This window comes from Alitiscatomonas sp., from assembly GCF_037242085.1.
GTDB classification, from domain to species: Bacteria; Bacillota; Clostridia; order Lachnospirales; family Lachnospiraceae; genus Alitiscatomonas; species Alitiscatomonas aceti.
In genome coordinates this window covers 1-20,427 of record NZ_JAXXBR010000065.1, presented here as the reverse complement: position 1 = coordinate 20,427, position 20,427 = coordinate 1, and the positions used below count along the sequence as shown (strand labels likewise).

20 protein-coding genes are annotated in these 20,427 nt (G+C 53.2%); 17 read left to right on the top strand and 3 right to left on the bottom strand.

The window, feature by feature from the left end:
- Positions 1–665: nucleotidyltransferase family protein (locus tag WIH05_RS05600; protein ID WP_337425086.1), on the bottom strand; the 665-nt coding region annotated here is incomplete at its 3' end.
- Between the two features lie 162 nt (positions 666–827).
- On the opposite strand from WIH05_RS05600, the gene WIH05_RS05595 reads away from it, so the two are divergent.
- From WIH05_RS05595 to rpmF, 11 genes are all read left to right on the top strand, one after another.
- Positions 828–1,160 carry a cyclic-di-AMP receptor gene (locus WIH05_RS05595; protein ID WP_022274006.1) on the top strand — a complete coding sequence of 111 codons (333 nt, stop codon included), beginning with the start codon at positions 828–830 and terminating at the stop codon, positions 1,158–1,160.
- A 193-nt stretch (positions 1,161–1,353) separates the two neighbouring features.
- A complete protein-coding gene (gene pta / locus WIH05_RS05590; RefSeq protein ID WP_022274007.1) occupies positions 1,354–2,358 on the top strand; it encodes a phosphate acetyltransferase in 1,005 nt (334 codons plus the stop codon).
- Between the two features lie 33 nt (positions 2,359–2,391).
- The gene (locus tag WIH05_RS05585; protein ID WP_022274008.1) at positions 2,392–3,582 is read left to right on the top strand and encodes an acetate kinase; all 1,191 of its coding nucleotides are present in this window, start codon (positions 2,392–2,394) and stop codon (positions 3,580–3,582) included.
- Positions 3,583–3,710: 128 nt separating this feature from the next.
- A complete protein-coding gene (locus WIH05_RS05580; protein ID WP_022274009.1) occupies positions 3,711–4,901 on the top strand; it encodes a transglutaminase-like domain-containing protein in 1,191 nt (396 codons plus the stop codon).
- A 126-nt stretch (positions 4,902–5,027) separates the two neighbouring features.
- Entirely contained in the window at positions 5,028–5,258 is a 231-nt protein-coding gene (locus tag WIH05_RS05575) for a hypothetical protein (RefSeq protein ID WP_022274010.1), read from the top strand.
- A gap of 2 nt (positions 5,259–5,260) precedes the next feature.
- Positions 5,261–6,841: an MBOAT family O-acyltransferase gene (locus WIH05_RS05570; protein ID WP_337425085.1), complete on the top strand. Its 1,581-nt coding sequence runs from the start codon at positions 5,261–5,263 to the stop codon at positions 6,839–6,841.
- A 10-nt stretch (positions 6,842–6,851) separates the two neighbouring features.
- A complete protein-coding gene (locus WIH05_RS05565) occupies positions 6,852–7,925 on the top strand; it encodes an SGNH/GDSL hydrolase family protein (RefSeq protein ID WP_337425084.1) in 1,074 nt (357 codons plus the stop codon).
- Positions 7,926–7,964: 39 nt separating this feature from the next.
- Positions 7,965–8,492: a hypothetical protein gene (locus WIH05_RS05560; protein ID WP_022274015.1), complete on the top strand. Its 528-nt coding sequence runs from the start codon at positions 7,965–7,967 to the stop codon at positions 8,490–8,492.
- 1 nt (position 8,493) lies between these two features.
- Positions 8,494–10,035 (top strand): amino acid adenylation domain-containing protein, encoded by a 1,542-nt coding sequence (locus WIH05_RS05555; protein WP_337425083.1) that lies wholly within the window; start codon positions 8,494–8,496, stop codon positions 10,033–10,035.
- A 52-nt stretch (positions 10,036–10,087) separates the two neighbouring features.
- Entirely contained in the window at positions 10,088–10,615 is a 528-nt protein-coding gene (locus WIH05_RS05550; RefSeq protein WP_022272898.1) for a DUF177 domain-containing protein, read from the top strand.
- Positions 10,616–10,617: 2 nt separating this feature from the next.
- Positions 10,618–10,800: a 50S ribosomal protein L32 gene (gene rpmF, locus WIH05_RS05545; RefSeq protein WP_022272899.1), complete on the top strand. Its 183-nt coding sequence runs from the start codon at positions 10,618–10,620 to the stop codon at positions 10,798–10,800.
- Positions 10,801–10,849: 49 nt separating this feature from the next.
- On the opposite strand, the gene ilvN is transcribed toward rpmF, so the two are convergent.
- Positions 10,850–11,329, bottom strand: coding sequence for an acetolactate synthase small subunit (gene ilvN, locus WIH05_RS05540; RefSeq protein WP_022272900.1), 480 nt, complete (start codon positions 11,327–11,329; stop codon positions 10,850–10,852).
- 14 nt (positions 11,330–11,343) lie between these two features.
- The gene (gene ilvB, locus WIH05_RS05535) at positions 11,344–12,966 is read right to left on the bottom strand and encodes a biosynthetic-type acetolactate synthase large subunit (RefSeq protein ID WP_337425082.1); all 1,623 of its coding nucleotides are present in this window, start codon (positions 12,964–12,966) and stop codon (positions 11,344–11,346) included.
- A gap of 209 nt (positions 12,967–13,175) precedes the next feature.
- On the opposite strand from ilvB, the gene plsX reads away from it, so the two are divergent.
- The 6 genes from plsX to WIH05_RS05505 form a co-directional block, all read left to right on the top strand.
- Complete coding sequence (gene plsX / locus WIH05_RS05530; protein WP_022272902.1) at positions 13,176–14,195, top strand: phosphate acyltransferase PlsX; 1,020 nt, start codon at positions 13,176–13,178, stop codon at positions 14,193–14,195.
- A 44-nt stretch (positions 14,196–14,239) separates the two neighbouring features.
- A complete protein-coding gene (acpP, locus tag WIH05_RS05525) occupies positions 14,240–14,470 on the top strand; it encodes an acyl carrier protein (protein ID WP_022272903.1) in 231 nt (76 codons plus the stop codon).
- 102 nt (positions 14,471–14,572) lie between these two features.
- On the top strand, positions 14,573–15,265 hold the full coding sequence (gene rnc, locus WIH05_RS05520; protein ID WP_022272904.1) for a ribonuclease III: 693 nt from the start codon (positions 14,573–14,575) through the stop codon (positions 15,263–15,265).
- A 12-nt stretch (positions 15,266–15,277) separates the two neighbouring features.
- Positions 15,278–18,838, top strand: a complete 3,561-nt coding sequence (smc, locus tag WIH05_RS05515; RefSeq protein ID WP_022272905.1) for a chromosome segregation protein SMC — start codon at positions 15,278–15,280, stop codon at positions 18,836–18,838.
- Positions 18,839–18,851: 13 nt separating this feature from the next.
- A complete protein-coding gene (gene ftsY / locus WIH05_RS05510) occupies positions 18,852–19,799 on the top strand; it encodes a signal recognition particle-docking protein FtsY (protein ID WP_022272906.1) in 948 nt (315 codons plus the stop codon).
- Positions 19,800–19,810: 11 nt separating this feature from the next.
- Positions 19,811–20,427: threonine/serine dehydratase (locus tag WIH05_RS05505; protein WP_337425087.1), on the top strand; the 617-nt coding region annotated here is incomplete at its 3' end.

Here is a 20,427-nt window from a genome sequence, read left to right as displayed (position 1 = left end):
TCCGGCACCACCTCAGTTAAAAAATCCAGGTCATTTTCTGCCAGAGCCTTCCGGATGGCAGTGGCAGAGGCAAAGCTTCCTTTTCTCCCGCTGCTGTGATAGCCCCCGTCATTCCGTTCCACCGGGACCGGGAGCATGGAGGAGCCATGGCTTTTGATGGCCCGCAGGTATTCGCAGGCCAGGATATCGTTGGGGGAAACAGGGACTGGAGCGTTTGTATGGAGGAAGGCCTCCTCCCTGGCCCTTGGCCAGGAAAGCCCCCGCTTTAACCCCTCCCGGATACGCGCAGAGACCTCCGGTGTTTCCGCCTCGTAAAGGGCGGCCTGGCGTTCCAGGAGCTTAAGGTCCCCGGATTCGCTGCCAAAGGAGAGAAAATCCGCCGCTCCGGTCCTGGCGGCCATGGAGACGCCGCAGGAGGCAAAATCCTCTGCACTGGCCACCGACCCGAAGATTGGCATTTCCAGCACCAGGTCCGCCCCGGAAAGAAGGGCCATCCTGGTGCGCATATATTTATGGAAGACCGCCGGAGCGCCCCGCTGGACAAAGTCCCCGCTCATGACTGCCATGACAAAATCCGCCCCCGTAAGGGCCCTTGCTTTTTTGAGATGGCGGCTGTGGCCGTTGTGGAACGGATTGTATTCTGCAATGACGGCTGCTGTTTTCATTTATCTGACCTCACACGTTTTTTGTTACCTTATCATACAAGCCCAGGGAAATCAACTGGAAAAATCCCGGGAAATTGATATGAAATTAATGAAATATTCATTTGTTTTTTGACAAAAACTGTGCTATACTAGAGAAAATCCAGAAAAGAAAGGACTGATCCTATGAAACTGATTTTCGCTATTATACGATATGATAATGAGGATGAAGTGGTCAACGCCCTGACCCAGAAACGTTTCAGTATCACAAAGCTTTCATCCACCGGCGGCTTCTTACGGAAAGGCAATACGACTCTGATGATCGGTACCGAAGAGGAGCGTGTAAAAGAAGCCATCGAAACGATCAAAAAGGAATGCGGCGCAAGACAGAAGATCACCATCAATATGCCGTATATCTCCGGCTCTGCAATGATGAACTGTGCCACAATGCCGATGAACGTGGAAGTGGGCGGCGCTACGATCTTTGTGATCGATGTGGAAGATTACGAGAAAATTTAAATAAATAGAAGAAAAGAGACTGTGTAAAGGCATGGGCGGAAGGGAGATTCCTTCTGCCCGTCTTTTTTTTAACAAAACGTATTGAAAAAAGTGCAAAATTTTGGAAAAACGAACTTGTATCGCCAATTTGTGTGCGATATAATAGAAACAGGTATGATAAAAATACTATGGAAACCAGAAGGGAGTAATTATCATGGCATTCATTGATCTTATGAAAGAAAAGGCCAGACAGAACAGAAAGACCATCGTTCTGCCGGAAAGCGAAGACCAGAGAACTCTGACCGCTGCCGCCCAGATCTTAAAAGAGGGAACTGCCGACCTGATCCTCGTTGGTAATGCAGAAACCATTAAAAAAGACGCAGCAGCGCTGAACGCTGATATTGAAGGCGTAAAGATCGTGGATCCGGAAACAGATCCGAAATTTGACCACTATGCTGAAACTCTGTTTAAGCTGAGAGAGAAAAAGGGCATGACCCTGGAAAAGGCCACTGCCACCTTAAAGAGCGATCTTATTACCTACGGCGTTATGATGGTAAAGGAAGGCGATGCAGATGGTCTTGTAGCCGGTGCATGCCACGCAACCGCTGATACCTTAAGACCGGCTCTCCAGATCCTTAAAACGGCTCCTGGAACCGAGCTCGTTTCCGGTTTCTTCATCATGGACGTTCCCAACTGCGAATACGGCGCCAACGGCACCTTCCTGTTTGCAGACTGCGGCTTAAACCAGGATCCCACCTCTGAGGAACTGGCAGCCATCGCCAACAGCAGCTCCGACAGCTTCCGTGCCCTTACCGGCGAGGAGCCGAAGATCGCAATGCTGTCCCATTCCACCAAAGGCAGCGCCAAGCACGCTCTGGTGGATAAGGTAACGGCGGCTGTAAGCATTGCCCATGAGAAGTATCCGGAATTAAACTTAGACGGAGAGCTCCAGCTGGATGCAGCGATCGTTCCGTCTGTTGCAAAATCCAAAGCAAAAGACAGCAAGGTTGCCGGACAGGCCAACGTGCTGATCTTCCCTAACCTGGACTGTGGAAATATCGGCTATAAGCTGGTGCAGAGACTGGCAAAGGCTGAGGCTTACGGCCCCATGCTCCAGGGTATCGCAAAACCGGTCAACGACTTATCCCGCGGCTGCTCTGCCGAGGATATCGTAGGCGTGGTAGCCCTGACTGCCGTACAGGCCCAGATGGCAAAATAAACCAATCGGAAACAGGAAAAGGAGTTTATGGAAATGAATATTTTAGTTATCAACTGCGGAAGCTCTTCTTTAAAGTACCAGCTCATCAACTCTGATACAGAGGCAGTCCTTGCAAAGGGCCTCTGCGAGAGAATCGGGATCGAAGGCAGCCAGATCACTTACCAGCCGGCCGGCGGAGACAAGGAAGTTACCGTTTCCCCCATGCCGACCCATACCCAGGCGATCCAGCTGGTACTGGATGCCCTTACTAATGAGAAGAACGGCGTGATCAAGAGCTTAAAAGAGGTTGGAGCTGTGGGCCACCGTGTGGTTCATGGCGGAGAGAAATTCACCTCCTCCACGCTGCTCACAGAGGACGCCATCAAGGCCATCGAAGAGTGCAACGATCTGGCTCCGCTCCACAACCCGGCAAACCTGATCGGTATTCGTGCATGCCAGGAGTTAATGCCGGGCGTTCCCATGGTAGCAGTATTCGATACCGCTTTCCATCAGACAATGCCGGAGGAGGCTTATCTTTACGGCCTTCCCTACGAGTACTATGAGAACTACAAGGTAAGAAGATACGGCTTCCACGGAACCTCCCACAGCTTCGTATCCAAAAAGGCTGCTGAAGTAGCTGGAAAGCCCTATGAGGACCTTAAGATCATCGTTTGCCACCTGGGCAACGGCGCAAGCCTTTCTGCAGTAAAGAACGGTAAATCCGTTGATACCAGCATGGGTCTGACTCCTCTTGAGGGACTGATCATGGGAACCCGTTCCGGCGATATGGATCCGGCTATCATGGAATACATCGCAAAGAAGGAGAACCTGGATATTGCAGGCGTTATGAACGTGCTCAATAAGAAATCTGGCGTTCTGGGCCTTTCTGGAGTATCCAGCGACTTCCGTGACCTGGAAGAGGCTGCCGCTGCCGGAAACGACCGCGCTGAAAAGGCCTTAAAGGCATACAACTACCGCGTTGTTAAGTACATCGGTGCTTACGTTGCTGCTATGGACGGCGTTGATGTGATCGCATTTACCGCAGGTCTTGGAGAAAACGGCAAGTCCACAAGAAAGGCCATCTGCGACCACCTTTCCTACCTGGGAATCAAGATCGACGACGAGGCCAACAGCATCCGCGGCAAGGATGTGGTGATCTCCACTCCGGACTCCAAGGTCCAGGTTATGGTGATCCCCACCAACGAGGAGTTAGCAATCGCAAGAGAAACTCTGGCTCTGGTATAAGGAAAACAGATCCGGCCTATATCTGCCCGTCGTGATGCATTCACGGCGGGCAGTTTTTTGGGATTGACTCCAAAAGACACAGGGCTTACAATAATTATGACCGATCATATGAAACAGGAGGAGTATCAATGAAAAAACGGGCCTGTCTGCTGGCCGCAGCATTCTCCATTTTTCTTGGAATGGAGGCCTATGGAGGCCAGTTTATTAAAGATGAGACCGGACTCTGGTATCAGAACGCGGATGGGACCTGGCCTGTGGGATGGTTCCAGTCTGACACCGGAAGCTGGTATTGCTTTGACGAGAACGGATACGCCCGTACCGGATGGTATGAAGAGAATGGGATCCGGTACTATCTGGGGATCACAGATGGACGGCTGTTTACGGACTGCACATCCTATCTGGAGGACGGCTGGTACTCATTTGACGGCGAAGGAAAAAGTACCTATACCGGTACGGATCACATTGGCTGGCTCTGGGACGGCGTTCACTGGCTCTACCGGAAGCCCAGCGGGGCTTATGTGACGGACGGATGGCGTACCATTGACGATGCTTCCTATTATTTTTCAGAAGGCCATCTGGCAACGGGCCCCTTTTCCATTGGCGGAGAAAACTATTTCTTTGACAGCCAGGGACAGAAGGCCAGCGGGCTGACGGTCTGGAAGAATGATTTTTACTATATCAATGACGACCAGACGGTTTTAAAAAATTCTGAAAAGGAGATCGACGGCATCCTTTATCGTTTTGATGAGACGGGAAGGGGAAGCATGGTTTCCCAGCGTCCCTCTGCCCCATCCATGAATTTTATACCAGGAGAGGACTGGCCCTACAAGGCGGTCACAGAGATCCCTCCGGAAAACGAAAAGACAGAGCTGCACCGTACCTGCGACCAGATGGCGGATCAGATCCTGTCCGAGATCATAAATGACGCCATGGACCAGCGCCAGAAGGCAGAGGCCATTTATAACTGGGTACGCGGAAACATCCGTTACAGCGGAGCCTCAGCCACCCGCGACTGGGTCCAGGAGGCTTACCAGGGCCTCCGGCTGCGGCGGGGCGACTGCTTTACTTATTATTCTGTATCCCAGCTGCTTTTAAGCCGGGCCGGGATCGCAGGCATCGAGGTGGTCCGGTCTACGGATAACCATCACTACTGGAATCTGGTGAACATCGACGGCAGCTGGTATCATTTTGATGCGACTCCGCGCCGGGCCGGAGGATATTTCTTCCTGTGGACCGATGATCAGATGGAACAGTATTCCAGACAGCATGGCGGGTGCTTCACCTTTGACCGCCGGCTTTATCCGGCAACTCCGGAATAAGCGTGACCGTTCAGCCGTGCAAGGCTCCGAACAGGAAAATGCATGGCTGAGCGGTTACGGATCATATGAGTACGGCCGTCTGGCTTCCAGGCGGGAAAACCAATACATAGATGGGAGAGATACAGTATGGAAGAGTTATATGAGATCCTGGAGGACATTATACCTGGAGAGGATTACAAAAACAGCACGGCCCTGGTGGACGACGATATCCTGACCTCCTTTGAACTGGTACGCCTGGTGACGGAGATCGACAGCACGTTTGATATCTCCATCCCCTCCAGCGAGATCGTTCCTGACAATTTTAATTCAGCGGAAAGCATCTGGGCGCTGATCGAGAGGCTGGGAGGAGCCGGCTGATCATGGCTCTTGTATCGTACGGGTTTGGATTTTTCTGTGCAGTCCTCCTGCTTCTGTATTACATAGTCCCAGGGCGGTTCCAGTGGCGGATCCTTTTAGCGGCCAGCATCCTGTTTTACGGTTTTGCAGGCCCTCTGTGGATCCTTTATCCTGCGGCTTCTTCGGTCTCTGTCTGGTATCTGGCGCGTAAGATCGGCTCCATGACGGACCAGTACCGGAACTGGGTACAGAAAGAGCAGCCGGACCGGACGCAGAAAAAGGCGTATAACCAGAGGTTGAAGGCCAGGCAGAAACGTTTCCTGATCCTTGGGCTTCTGCTGAACTTCGGCATCCTGGCCGTTTTAAAGTACACAAATTTCCTGCTTTCCAATGTGGAGGGGATCCTTCACCTGGCCGGAATTTCCGGTGAGATGGAGTACGCAGACTGGGTCCTTCCTCTGGGGATCTCCTATTATACCTTCCAGTCCATGGGGTATCTGATCGATGTTTACCAGAGAAAATATGATCCGGAAAAAAGCCTTCTGCGGACTGCACTGTTCGTATTCTATTTCCCGCAGCTCACCGTGGGGCCCATCAGCCGCTTTGACCGGCTGAAGGAGGAGCTTTATTCTCCCCACCGCTTTTCCATGGACCGGCTGGCAGCCGGAGGGCAGAGAGTGCTCTGGGGATATTTTAAAAAGCTGGTGGTGGCAGACCGGATCGGGCCTGCTGCATCCATGATCACCGGATCCCCGGAAATTTATGGAGGCGTTTACGTCTTACTGGGGATCGTCGGACATGTGATCCAGCTTTACGCCGATTTTTCGGGAGGAATCGATATTATCCTTGGTATTTCGGAAATGTTTGGGATCCGCCTTCCGGAAAACTTTGACCGGCCCTTTTCATCCCGGAGCCTGGCAGAGTTCTGGCGGCGGTGGCATATGACCCTGATGCAGTGGTTCCGGGAGTATATCTTTTTCCCCGTATCCACCAGCCAGGCGGCCAGGAAGCTTTCTGCGGCTGCTGGCCGCCTGGCCGGGAAAAAGGCCGCCGGGAAAGTGCCGGTCTATCTGGCCTCCCTTACAGTCTGGTCTGTGACAGGGATCTGGCACGGGGCTTCCTGGAACTGGGTCCTCTGGGGACTGGCAAACTGTGTTTTCATGCTCCTTTCCCAGGAGCTTTCGGGCCTGTTCCGAAGCCTCCAAAGCCGCTTCCCTTTTACGGACGGACGCGGATACCAGTGTTTTCAAAAGGTACGGACCTTTTTTGTATTCTGTCTTCCCTGGATGTTTATTTACTATCCTGCCGCAGAGGTATTTCCACGTCTTTTGGGGATTCTGAAAGGTGAGGGGCTCCTTTCCCTTATGTTGGGCGGCTATGGAACGCTTATGGACACACCGGATCTTATGATCCTGGGCCTGGGGATCCTTTTTATGGCCCTGGCCGGGCAGATCTGCGGAAATGAAGGGCTGAAGGAACGGCTCTCCCGGCTCCCCTGGCCGGTTTCCTATGGTCTTTCCTTTGTCCTGTTTCTGATCCTCCTTGTAACCGGCGTTTATGGCAGAGGATACGAAGCCAGACAGTTTATCTATAATCGTTTTTAGGAGGAAGGGCATGAAAAGGAAAAAATCAAATGCGCTTTTTGTTCTTCTGGCCGCAGCCATCTCCCTTCTGGTCCTCTGGGCTGTCCAGCGTCTTCTGGTCCCCAAGTATATGGGAATGGTCGTGGAAGGGAATCTCACAGGAGAATATTATAAGGAAGTACCGGACCATGATGTTCTGATCCTGGGGAACTGCGAAGCCTATGAGAATATCTCTCCGGCAGTCCTCTGGAGGGAGTTCGGAATTTCCAGCTATATCCGTGGAAATGCAAACCAGCTCATGGCCCAGTCCTATTATCTTCTGGAGGATGCTCTTAAATATGAAGTTCCGGGCGCGGTGGTGCTTTCGGTGTCTTCCATGACGAATTTCAGTCAGGACAATGAAAGCTACAACCGTATGACCCTGGACGGCATGCGGTGGTCCCCATCCAAATGGAAGGCCATACAGGCCACAAAAATGGAGGACGAGCATGTCATCGAATATATATTCCCGCTTTTACGCTTCCATTCCAGATGGAAGGAGCTGGAAAAAGAGGACTTTACTTATTTCTTGGACAGAGGGACCGTATCCCATAATGGCTACTATATGAGGGCTGATATCCGGCCGGCAGGGGAGTTTCCCGCCGCCAGGAGGCGGTCTGATTATTCCTTCGATCCGCGGTGCTGGGACTATCTAGAAAAGATCCGGGTTTTATGTGAAGAAAAGGGCATCTCCCTGATCCTCATGAAGGCTCCGGCCCTGTATCCGGCCTGGTATGACCAATGGGACCAGCAGATCGCCCGGTATGCCGCAGATCATGGCCTGACGTACATAAACTGCATGAAGGATCCAGAGGCCATTGGGATCGATTTTTCCCATGATACCTATGACGGAGGCATCCACATGAACGTGTACGGCGCAGAAAAGGTGGCCCGTTTCCTGGGACCGGAGCTTCTTAAGGTCCCGGGCGTTTCCGACCGCCGCCAGGAAGAGGCTCTGGCAGTCCGGTGGGAAGAGAAATGCCGCTTTTATGATGAAAAGAAAGCAGAGCAGGAGGAGGAATTTTCCCGGCTCGGCTATTTAGAGCAATTTTACCAGGGGCAGTGATCCCCCGCTTAATAAACAAAAGAAAGGAAGTCTTTTACTATGAGAAAGTCTGGAAAATACCTGACCGCAGCCATCCTGGCAGTGTCCATGGTAGTCACTCCCATCACCTCTTACGGCTTTGGCTGGTCAAAGACCGAAGCTGCTGAGGAAAAAAAGGAGGAGTCCTACGCATTTAAGACAGGAGATACTGTGATCACTATGGGCGCAGAGGCGGCCCCCATCTTAAAGGCCCTGGGCAAGGCGAAGAGTACCTTTGAGCAGGACAGCTGTGCCTATCAGGGAAAATCCAGGATCTACACCTATGATAATTTTGAACTGGGCACCTCCACTGCATCCGGAAAGGAATGCGTCGAGTCCATTTACATTGCAGGCACCTCCGGCACAGCGGCCACCCAGGAGGGCGTTCAGACCGGCTCCAAAAAGGAGGACGTGATCAAGGCCTACGGTAAGAATTATAAGGAGGATTTCGGGACCCTCCGTTATACCCTTGGAAACTGCCAGCTTTCCTTCTATATGACCAATGGAGCGGTGGACGCCATTGAATACGTCCTCGTTCCGGTAAAATAACGTGGAAGGAAGAGCACAAAGGAATATACCGTCGCTGTTGGAGGAAGCCGCTGCCCGCTTTCCCCAGCGGAAGGCCTATGAGGATGAAACGTGTTCCATGACGTTTTCAGAGGTCCGCCGCCTGGCTGCCTCCATCGGGACCGGGATCGCCGCTTTAGAGAATCCAGGCCGTCCTGTGGCCGTCTTTATGGAAAAAAGTGTCTGGATGGCTGTTTCACTCCTGGGTGTTTCCTGCGGCGGCTGCATCTACTGTCCTGTGGATGTGGCCATGCCAGAAGCGCGGATGGATCGGATCCTTTCGGTCCTGGAACCGGCGGCTGTCCTGACTTCCGGATCTATGGGGGCCAGAGCCCGGGAGGCCTGCGGGGACTGTCCGGTCCTTCTTGTGGAGGATCTGGCCGCCCGTCCGGCCGACGAGGCCCTTCTGGCCTCCCTGCGGGCCCGTATCAAGTCCTCAGATCCCCTTTACATCCTTTTTACCAGCGGCTCCACTGGTATGCCCAAAGGTGTTGTGGGCACCCACCAGACGGTGCTTAACAACCTGGAATGGCTGGCATCCCGTTTCGATCTGGGACCGGACGACGTACTGGGAAACCAGGCTCCGCTCCATTTTGTGGTGGCGGATCATGACCTTTACTGCCCCTTGAAGTTCGGCTGCAGCTCCTTTTTCATCCCAGCCGGCTATTTTTCGTTCCCTGCAAAGCTGATCCCGCTTTTAAACCAGCACCGCGTGACAACGGTATTCTGGGTCCCGTTTGCCCTGGGAACCATCGCCAGTCTCCGGGCCCTGGATGAGATCCTGCCGGAATTTCTCCGGTATGTGTTCTTTGTGGGGGAGGTGATGCCGGTGCGCCAGCTGAATTACTGGAGGGAGCATGTGCCGTCGGCCCATTATATCAATCTCTATGGCTCCACAGAAATGTACATGTGCTGCTATTATGAGGTGGACCGGGAATATGCAGAGACCGATACCCTTCCGATCGGAGGCCCCTGCGGAGGGACCGGGATCCTGGTCCTGGATGAAATGGACCGGGAGATCCTTCCGGGCATGGCAGAGACAGGAGAGCTTTGTATCCGGGGAGCTGCAGTGGGGCCGGGCTATTACCGGGATCCGGAACAGACGGCCAGGAAGTTCATACAAAATCCCCTGGAACCGGCGGCCCGCGAGATGATCTACCGGACCGGGGATCTGGTCCGGTATGGAACCGACGGCCTGCTGGAATTCTGCGGACGGGCGGACTACCAGATCAAGCATCTGGGGTACCGGATCGAACTGGGTGAGATCGAAGCCGCAGCCGGGAAGGTCCCTGAGATCTCCAGCTGCGCCTGTGTCTATGACCAGAAAAAGCAGAGGATCCTGTTTTTTTACGACGGCACGGAAACGGACAGGAAGACTATTTCCTCCAGCCTGTCGCAGCAGCTTCCCAGGTATATGCTCCCCAGCCGGTATGTGTATCTGGATCCCCTTCCCAGGAATGCCAGCGGGAAAATTGACCGAAAATTTCTTCAGGAACAATATGAAAAAAACATAAAATCTTGTTGACAAATTGTGCCTGTATGGGTATAATAACTTAGTGCGTATTAGGAGAGACAATATGCTGATTAATTTATCTGAAGTTTTTACTCTGGAAGGTAAGGAGAGGACCTGGACAGTCCCTCTGGAAATGAGATCCTATGAGGGAGCCGACGGAAAATATCCGGTGGCGTCGTCTGAGCCTGTGACCGTTACAGTAAAGAATCTTGGAAACAGGAAGCTGGCTTTAACGGGCGGGACGAAGGTCACGCTGACGATTCCATGTGCCAGATGTCTGGAGCCGGTGGAATACACCTGCGAAATAGACTTTGACCAGGAACTGGATATGAGTTCTTCCGATGACGACCGGGTAAAGGATTTGGATGAACAATCGTACCTGACTGGTTATAATCTGGATGCAGACCGGCTGGTATGTAATGAACTCTCACTGAACCTGCCTATGAAGGTCCTGTGCAAAGAAGATTGCAAAGGGATTTGTAATAGATGTGGAGCAAATCTCAATTATGGGACTTGCGGCTGCGATACCAGGTCACTTGATCCACGGATGGCAGTTATCCAGGATATTTTTAAACAGTTTAAGGAGGTGTAACCATGTCTATCTGTCCAAAGAACAAATCTTCTAAAGCAAGAAGAGACAGCCGTAGAGCAAACTGGAAGATGAGTGCTCCGAACCTTGTTAAGTGCAGCAAATGCGGCGCATTAATGATGCCTCACAGAGTCTGCAAAGCATGCGGTTCTTACAACAAGCGCGAAATCGTTAAAGTTGAAGATTAATTTTATGATATAGAAAAACCGTCGGAAGGATCCGGCGGTTTTTCTTTTATTATCTCTGGTCCCTGGACATGCAGATGGCCCCTGTCCTCTGTAATTCCAGGATCCCGAAGCTCCTGGCCAGCTCGATGAAGTTTTCCACCTCGTCGGGAGCGGCATGAAATTCGATGACCATGTTTTTAGCGGATACATGGACGATCTTTGCACCCATGACGCTGCAGAGCTCGATCAGGGAGGCCCGGTTGGTCTGGGAGTAGGAGACCTTCATGAGCATCATTTCCAGAAGAACACATTTTGTCTCCTCCAGCCTGCGGACCTTGATCACATCCAGCTTTTTATTCAGATGCTTTTCGATCTGGTCGATGGTCCTCTGGTCCCCTGTGGAAACGATAGTCATACTGGAAATATCCTTTCGTTCCGTCACACCCACGGCCAGACTGTCGATGTTAAAAGCCCTTCTGGCGAAAAGTCCCGAGATCTGGGACAGAACGCCGTCTTTATTTTCTACCAGTACGGAAAAAATCCCTTTCATGCTGTTGTTCCTCCCTATTTGGTGTTATTGGCGCTGTCGACCCGGCAGACCATGATGCAGGCGCGGTCACAGGCTAAAAACCCGTCCAGGACCTGGTCCAGATCTTCGTTGCTGTTACAGGAAAAGTATTCCATATCATATGCCTCTGCGATCTTATCATAACGAGGATAATCGTACAGCTGCACACCGAAATAATGGCCGTCATAGGTCTTTTCCTGATGCTCCCGCACCAGCCCCAGAAATTCATTCTGGACCACCAGGATCTTCAAGGGAAGCCGGTTGACGGCAATGGTGCCCAGCTCGTACATGGACATCTGGAAGGAGCCGTCACCGCAGACCGCCACCACCTGGGCCTCTGGCCAGCACATTTTGGCTCCAATGGCCGCCGGGATGGAGTAGCCCATGGTACCCATGCCGCCTGTGGTAAGGAACCGTCCGTTTTTCATCACATAGTTGTCCGCAGACCAGAGCTGGTTCTGGCCCACATCTGCCACATAGACGGCGTCTGCTTCCATTTTTTCCGATAAACGCTGCACTAGGAGATTGGGATTCACCAGACGGCTGCTGAAGGTCCGGTGGTCCACGGTGCTTTTCTTGATCTCTGTAAGCTCCCGGATCCAGGGATCCATGTCCAGGGAAAAATCCTCTTCCAGAAGACGCTCGAAGATCTCCCCTGCATCCCCCACCAGAGGGATCGTGGGACCGAGGTTTTTCCCGATCTCAGCCGTATCGATGTCAATGTGGATGATGTTTACCTGTTTTTCCAGGTGCTGGGGCCTGGGAACGGCCCGGTCCGCGATCCTGGCTCCCACGATGATCAGAAGATCGCTGGCGGATACGGCCCGGTTGGCATAGGGCTTTCCGTTGTTCCCCAGCATTCCAAAATATAGGGGATGGGCCTTGGGAAGGACGCCGATGCCCATCATCGTGGTCACCAGCGGGATCTGGTTTTTTTCGCAGAACTGCCGGAGACACGCCTCCGCATTGCCCAGGATCACTCCTCCTCCGGCACACACCAGAGGCCGCTCAGCCTTCCGGATGGCTGCGATCACCTTATTCATCTGCTGGTCATTGCCGCGGGTACTGGGCTTATAGCCCCGGATCTTCACCTCCTGGGGATAGGAGAAGGGCTTTTTTAATGACGCCATCTGTACGTCGCAGGGAATGTCGATGAGGACCGGGCCCTTTCGGCCTGTGGACGCGATATAAAAGGCCTCCTTCATGATCCTGGGGATCTCGTCCGGGTTCTTAACCAGATAACTGTATTTAACAAAGGATTCTGTGGCACCTCTCATATCAGCCTCCTGGAACACGTCCCGTCCCAGGAGACTGCTGTTTACCTGCCCCGTGATAGCCACCATGGGGATGCTGTCGGCATAGGCCGTGGCCAGGGCCGTGATCAGATTGGCGGCGCCTGGACCGGACGAGGTGACACAGACCGCCGGTTTCCTGGCGATCCTTGCATAACCGCTGGCTGCGTGGCCGGCAGCCTGTTCCTGGCGGACCAGAACGTGTTCGATGGAGCCGGAGGCAAAGACCTCCTCATAGAACGGGGCGATGGCCACCCCCGGATAACCGAAGATCCTGGTGATCCCCTCTGCTTCAAGGCACCGGACCATTGCTGCTGCACCATTCATGCTTTTTCCTCCTAAACGTGCGATTCGATTTTTTTTCGATTATAAGGAGTCTTGCGGGAAGTGTCAAGAATATTGTGGGATCCTGGGCCTGTGCAGGCCGGAAAGATGTTCACAAATATAGACCGCGGAGCTTTTGTACAAAAAAACCTATTGATTTTATACAAGCTATCTAGTATATTATTGGTAGATTTAGACAGGGAGCCAATACTATGATAAAGATTGCAGTAGACGCCATGGGCGGCGACAATGCGCCTTCTGAGATTGTAAAGGGCGCTGTGGAGGCCGTCTCTGAACGGCCGGATATCACAGTCTGTCTCACCGGACAGGAAGATATCATTAAAAAAGAGCTGGAAAAATATACTTATAAAAAAGAACAGATCGAGATCGTCCCGGCCTCCGAGGTCATTGAGACTGGAGAACCCCCGGTCAACGCCATCCGGAAGAAAAAGGATTCTTCCATTGTGGTGGGAATGAACCTGGTAAAGCGCGGAGAGGCCGACGGCTTTGTTTCTGCCGGAAGCTCCGGAGCCATTTTAGTGGGCGGCCAGGTGATCGTGGGTAGGATCAAAGGTGTAGAGCGGCCTCCGCTGGCTCCTCTGATCCCCACGGAAAAGGGATTTTCCCTTCTTATTGACTGCGGCGCCAACGTGGACGCCAGACCGTCCCACCTGGTACAGTTTGCCCAGATGGGCTCCATTTATATGGAACATGTCATGGGCGTAAAACGGCCCCGGGTGGCCATCGTCAACATCGGAGCAGAGGAGGAAAAGGGAAATGCCCTGGTAAAGGAGACCTTCCCGCTCCTTAAGGAATGTCCGGGGATCAACTTCATCGGAAGCATTGAAGCCCGGGAGATCCCCCACGGAGGAGCCGATGTGATCGTCTGCGAGGCCTTTGTGGGCAATGTGATCTTAAAGCTTTATGAAGGCGTGGGAGCCACCATGATCTCCATGATCAAAAAAGGAATGATGTCCTCCCTCCGGTCAAAGATCGGCGCCCTTCTCATCAAGCCAGCTTTAAAATCCACCTTAAAGAGCTTCGACGCCTCCCAGTATGGCGGAGCGCCCCTTCTGGGGCTTAAGGGCCTGGTTGTGAAGACCCATGGAAGCTCCAAAGCCAATGAGGTGAAGAACTCTATTATCCAGTGTATTGCCTTTAAAGAGCAGGCCATCAGCGAAAAGATCGGCCAGTGCCTGTCCCCGAGGGAAGAGGATATAAAAGAGCCATAAAATTAAAATTAATATATAATAGAACAGAGAGGATGGAAATTTTTATGGAATTTGAAAAATTACAGCAGATCATTGCAGAGGTGTTAAATATTGATGCCGACGAGATCACAATGAACACCACCTTCGTGGACGACCTGGGAGCCGACTCCCTGGATGTATTCCAGATCATCATGGGCATTGAGGAGGAGTTCGATATCGAGATCCCCACAGAGGCTGCTGAAAAGATCGTCAGCGTAGGCGACGCCGTAGAGCAGATCAAAAACGCATTAAATTAAACCTTTCCGGAAATCCCGGAAATCAGGGGCTGCTGCAAAAGGGATACTCAGATACGACTCTTTTGCTCCAGCTCCATTTTCCATTATAAGGAGGAAACATTCTTGGATAAAAAATTGAAAATGCTGGAGGAGATCATCGGATATACCTTTAAAAACGAGCACCTTCTTCCCCATGCCCTGACCCACAGCTCCTATGCCAATGAGCGCCACTGGGATAAAAAAAGGTGCAACGAACGCCTGGAATTTCTGGGAGACGCGGTCCTTGAGGTGGTCAGCAGCGAATTCCTGTTTTTGAACCACCCGGACATGCCGGAGGGCGAGATGACGAAGCTCCGGGCCAGCCTGGTATGCGAACCGGCTCTGGCTTACTGCGCCGAAGCCATTTCCCTGGGCGACTATCTGATCCTTGGAAAGGGCGAGGACATGACCGGCGGAAGAAAGCGGCCTTCGGTGGTTTCCGACGCCATGGAGGCGGTGATCGGAGCCATTTACCTGGACGGTGGTCTTGCTAACGCAAAAGAGTTCATTCATCGTTTTATTTTAAACGATATTGAGCATAAACAGCTCTTTTACGATAGCAAAACTATTTTACAGGAGATCGTACAGGCGGATTTTAAGGATCCTCTGACCTATGAGCTTATAAGGGAAGAGGGACCGGACCACAATAAGACCTTTGAGGTCTGTGCAAAGATCGGTTCCCACGAGATCGGCCGCGGCGCTGGCCGCACGAAAAAGGCCGCAGAGCAGCTTGCCGCCTACCGGGGGATCTGCCAGCTGAAAAAAACAGACCAGTAGAAAAGGTGCAGTATGTATTTAAAAACCATAGAAGTACAGGGATTCAAATCCTTTGCCAATAAGATCGTATTTGAATTTCATAACGGCATCACAGGGATCGTGGGACCCAACGGCAGCGGAAAGAGCAATGTGGCCGATGCAGTCCGCTGGGTCCTGGGAGAGCAGAAGGTCAAGCAGTTAAGAAGCGCTTCCATGCAGGACGTGATCTTCTCCGGCACGGAGACCAGGAAGCCCCAGGGCTTTGCCTATGTGGCCATTACTCTGGATAACTCCGATCACAAGCTGGCCATTGATTTTGACCAGGTCACAGTTTCCCGGCGGATCTACCGGTCTGGAGAGAGCGAGTACCTCCTCAATGGGAGCCCGTGCCGCTTAAAGGATATCAACGAGCTGTTTTATGACACAGGGATCGGAAAGGAAGGTTATTCCATCATCGGCCAGGGCCAGATCGATAAGATCTTAAGCGGCCGGCCGGAGGAACGGAGGGAGCTTTTTGATGAGGCTGCCGGAATCGTAAAGTTCAAGCGGAGAAAGGCCATTGCCCAGAAAAAATTAGAGGACGAAAAGCAGAACCTGGTCCGGGTCTCCGACATCCTGGGAGAACTGGAAAAGCAGGTGGGGCCTCTGGAAAAGCAGGCCGCATCAGCCAGGGAATACCTCCGGCTCAGGGAGGAGATGAAGAGGTTCGATGTGAACCTGTTCCTGACAGAAATGGAGGATACGGACCGGACCTTACGGGAGCTGGAGGAAAAGAGCCGGATCGTAAGCAACCATATGGAGGAATCCAGGCAGGAATCAGAGCAGTTAAAGGAAGAGTATGACCGGATCGCTGAAAACATCGCGGCCCTGGACCAGACCATCACCGAAAAGCAGGCTCTGGGAAATGAGGCGCGGATGAACGCCAGGAACCTGGAGGGCCGGATCAGCGTGCTCAATGAACAGATCCGTGCCGAGGAAATGAACGCTGAGCATATCCGGAGCCGGATCGCTTCCATTGAATCAGAACTTCAGGAAAAAGAAAGGGACAGAGGCCGCCATCAGGAAGAAAAGCAGCAGCTTAAGGCCCAGGTGGAGGCCATGGGGAAGCGGCTCCGTGAGGGAGAAGACCAGCTGGAGCAGGCCTCTTCCCGTGTATCCGGCCTTGAAAGATCCATTGAGGACGGAAAAGCGGCGTTGATCGGAGCGCTCAATGAACGCTCCGGTCTTTCTGTAAAGAAGCAGCGGTACGATACCCTTTTGGAGCAGGTCCAGGTGCGCCGTTCAGAGGTGGCCCAGAAGCTCCTCAAGGTAAAGACCGACGAGGAGGCCTGGGACGGTCAGATCCAGGAGCAGGAAAAGGCCTTAGCCTCTGTGAACCAGGCCATCGAGACCCTGGTCACAGAGGGCGAGATACTGGAAGGGGAGGCAAAGGAGGCGGCCGGACAGATCGCACGCCTCAATAAAAACCTCAACAATGCCCAACAGGAATACCACACCTCCTATACCCGCCTGGAATCCTTAAGGAACCTGGCGGAGCGGTACGATGGCTATGGAAACAGCATCCGGAGAGTCATGGAATGCCGCGACCGTGTCCGGGGGATCCACGGAGTCGTGGCAGACCTTCTGGACGTTCCGAAGGAATACGAGACGGCCATTGAAACGGCCCTGGGAGGAAGCATCCAGAATGTGGTCACTGACTCCGAGGAGACAGCCAAGATCCTGATCGGTCATCTGAAAAAGAACCGGTACGGACGGGCCACCTTCCTTCCCCTGACCGCCGTTTCCGGCCGCGGAGGATTTCCAGAGCCACAGGCCCTTAAGGAGCCTGGAGCCATCGGCGTAGCTGCCGATCTGGTGAAAACAAGGGATGAATATAAGGGACTGGTCCAGTATCTCCTGGGGCGGGTCCTGGTGGTGGATCATATGGACCATGCCATTGCCATTGCCCGGAAATACCGTCACTCCATCCGCATGGTAACGCCCGAGGGCGATCTTTTAAGTCCCGGCGGCTCCATGAGCGGCGGCGCCTTTAAAAATTCCAGCAATCTCCTGGGACGGAGAAGAGAGATGGAGGAAATGGAGGAGGCCTGTAAAAAAGCTCTCCTGGCAGTGGACCGGATCCAGAAGGAGCTGGTCTTCCAGGAAGCCCTCCTGGAGGAAAAGAACAGCAGCCTTTCCAGTATCCGGACCTCTCTCCAGGCCCGGTATCTGGAGCAGAATACGGCAAAGCTGTCCCTGCGGCAGCTGAACCAGAAGAAGGAGGAGCTGACAGAATCCTCCGCAGACATGAACCTGGAAAACCGCCAGCTGGAGGAGCAGATGCGTGAGATCCGAAGGAATATCGCCGGACTCCTGGCATCCATGGAGGAACTGGAGGCAGAAAATACCGCCAGAAACGAGGCGATCACATCCGATGGAGTGCTTCTTGAGGCGGCGAGAAACCAGCGGGAAGAGGCCTCCAGGGCCCTTTCCCAGATCCAGCTGGAGGCCGCTGGTCTGAAGCAGCAGGATTCGTTCCTGGACCAGAACCTCAGCCGTCTTGAGGAGGAGACCGGAAGGCTCCTGGCTGAACAAAAGGCCCTGGGCTCCGGCTCCGGAGACAGCGAACAGGCCGTAAAGGAGCGGCTCCTGGAGATCGAAGCCATAAAAGAACAGATCTGTGCGGTCCAGGAGGAGGCCGGAACGTTCATGAAGGAAGCCGAAGGGGCCAGACAGGAAAAGGAAGCCCTGGGCGCTGGACAAAAGGATTTCTTTGCCCGGAGGGAAGCCCTTTCTGACCGGCTTTCCAGGCTGGACAAGGAGCTGTTCCGCCTGCAGGGACAGAAAGAAAAGCAGGAAGAAAAACGGGACTCCTCCGTGGAATATATGTGGAGCGAGTATGAGCTGACGCGGACCGCTGCCCAGGAGCTGAGAGACGACAGCCTGGTTTCCGTACCAGAGATGAAAAATCAGATCACTGAGAGGAAAAACAGGATCCGTGCCCTGGGAAATGTCAACGTCAACGCCATTGAGGATTACCGGGAGCTTTCTGAACGGTATGAATTTATGAAGACCCAGCACCAGGACCTGGTCACTGCCCAGGAGGCCCTTTACCAGATCATCGAGGAGCTGGACACTGGCATGCGGCGCCAGTTCACAGAACGGTTTGCCCTGATCCGTGCGGAGTTTGACCGGGTATTTAAGGAGCTGTTCGGCGGCGGCCACGGCTCCCTGGAGCTGATGGAGGACGAGGACATCCTGGAGGCCGGGATCCAGATCATCTCACAGCCCCCTGGAAAGAAGCTGCAGAACATGATGCAGATGTCCGGAGGAGAAAAGGCTCTGACAGCCATTGCGCTCTTATTTGCGATCCAGAACCTGAAGCCTTCCCCGTTCTGTCTTCTGGACGAGATCGAGGCGGCCCTGGATGACTCCAACGTGGACCGGTACGCAAAATATCTGCACAAACTGACAAAGCACACCCAGTTCATCGTCATCACCCACCGGCGCGGCACCATGGTGGCCGCAGACCGGCTTTATGGGATCACCATGCAGGAAAAAGGCGTTTCCACGCTGGTATCTGTAAGCCTGATCGAAAACGATTTAGATAAATAGTAGGAGGATATCCATGGAAGAGAAGAAAAAGGGATTTTTTTCCCGTCTGGTAGCCGGACTTACAAAAACAAGAGAAAACATCGTTTCCGGTATGGATTCGATCTTTTCCGGCTTTTCAGCCATAGACGAGGACTTTTATGAGGAGCTGGAGGAGACTCTCATCATGGGAGATATGGGGATCCAGACCACCATGTCTGTGCTGGAGGAATTAAAAAAGGCCGTGAAGGAACAGCACATCAAGGATCCGTCCCAATGCCGCCAGGTGCTCATCGACAGCATCCGGAAAAAAATGGACCTGGGCGAAAACGCGTATGAATTTGAACACAGGAAATCCGTGGTCCTGGTGATCGGCGTCAATGGTGTAGGAAAGACCACCTCCATCGGAAAACTGGCCGACCAGCTGAAGTCCGACGGAAAGCGGGTGATCCTGGCGGCTGCCGATACCTTCCGGGCCGCTGCCATCGAACAGCTCTCCGAGTGGGCTGACCGGGCCGGCGTGGATCTGATCGCCCAGAAGGAGGGATCGGACCCGGCAGCCGTGATCTATGATGCCATTGCCGCCGCAAAATCCAGGAATGCCGATGTTCTGATCTGCGATACCGCCGGCCGTCTCCACAATAAGAAAAATCTGATGGAAGAGCTGAAAAAGATCAACCGGATCATTGATAAGGAGTATCCGGAGGCATACCGTGAGACCCTGGTGGTCCTTGACGGCACCACCGGACAGAATGCCCTGGTACAGGCGCGCCAGTTCATGGAGGCCGCCCCCATCACGGGCATCATCCTGACCAAGCTGGACGGAACTGCCAAGGGCGGCATCGCCGTTGCCATCCAGTCGGAGCTGGGCATTCCGGTGAAATACGTGGGAGTGGGAGAGAAGATCGACGATCTGCAGAAGTTCAGCTCGGGGGATTTTGTAAACGCGCTGTTTCAGTCTGATACCAGAAATAAAGGAGAATAAAGCCAATGGAAATGAAGGAGCTCACACTGGAAAAATTCGAGGAAGCGTCGGAGATCGTTGAAAAAGTGACCCAGGAAACGAAGCTGATCTTCAGCGAATACTTTTCAAGCCTGTCTGGAAACAAGGTATATTTTAAGCCGGAAAACATGCAGCGGACCGGCGCTTATAAGGTCCGGGGCGCTTACTATAAGATCAGCCAGCTTTCAGACCAGGAAAAGGAGAAGGGGCTGATCACTGCCTCTGCGGGAAACCATGCCCAGGGCGTGGCCTATGCGGCCAGGCTGGCAGGCGTAAAGGCCACAGTGGTGATGCCGGTGACGACCCCTCTGATCAAGGTGAACCGGACAAAAAGCCTGGGAGCCGATGTGGTGCTGTCCGGGAATGTATTTGACGAGGCCTGTGCCCATGCATATGAGCTGGCCGAGGAGCACGGCTATACCTTCGTTCATCCTTTCAATGACCTTCAGATCGCCACAGGCCAGGGAAGCATCGCCATGGAGATCATAAAGGAGCTTCCCACCGTGGACTATATCCTGGTTCCTGTGGGCGGCGGAGGGCTCTGCACAGGAGTTTCCACCCTGGCAAAGCTTCTGAACCCTAAGGTAAAGGTCATTGCTGTGGAACCGGC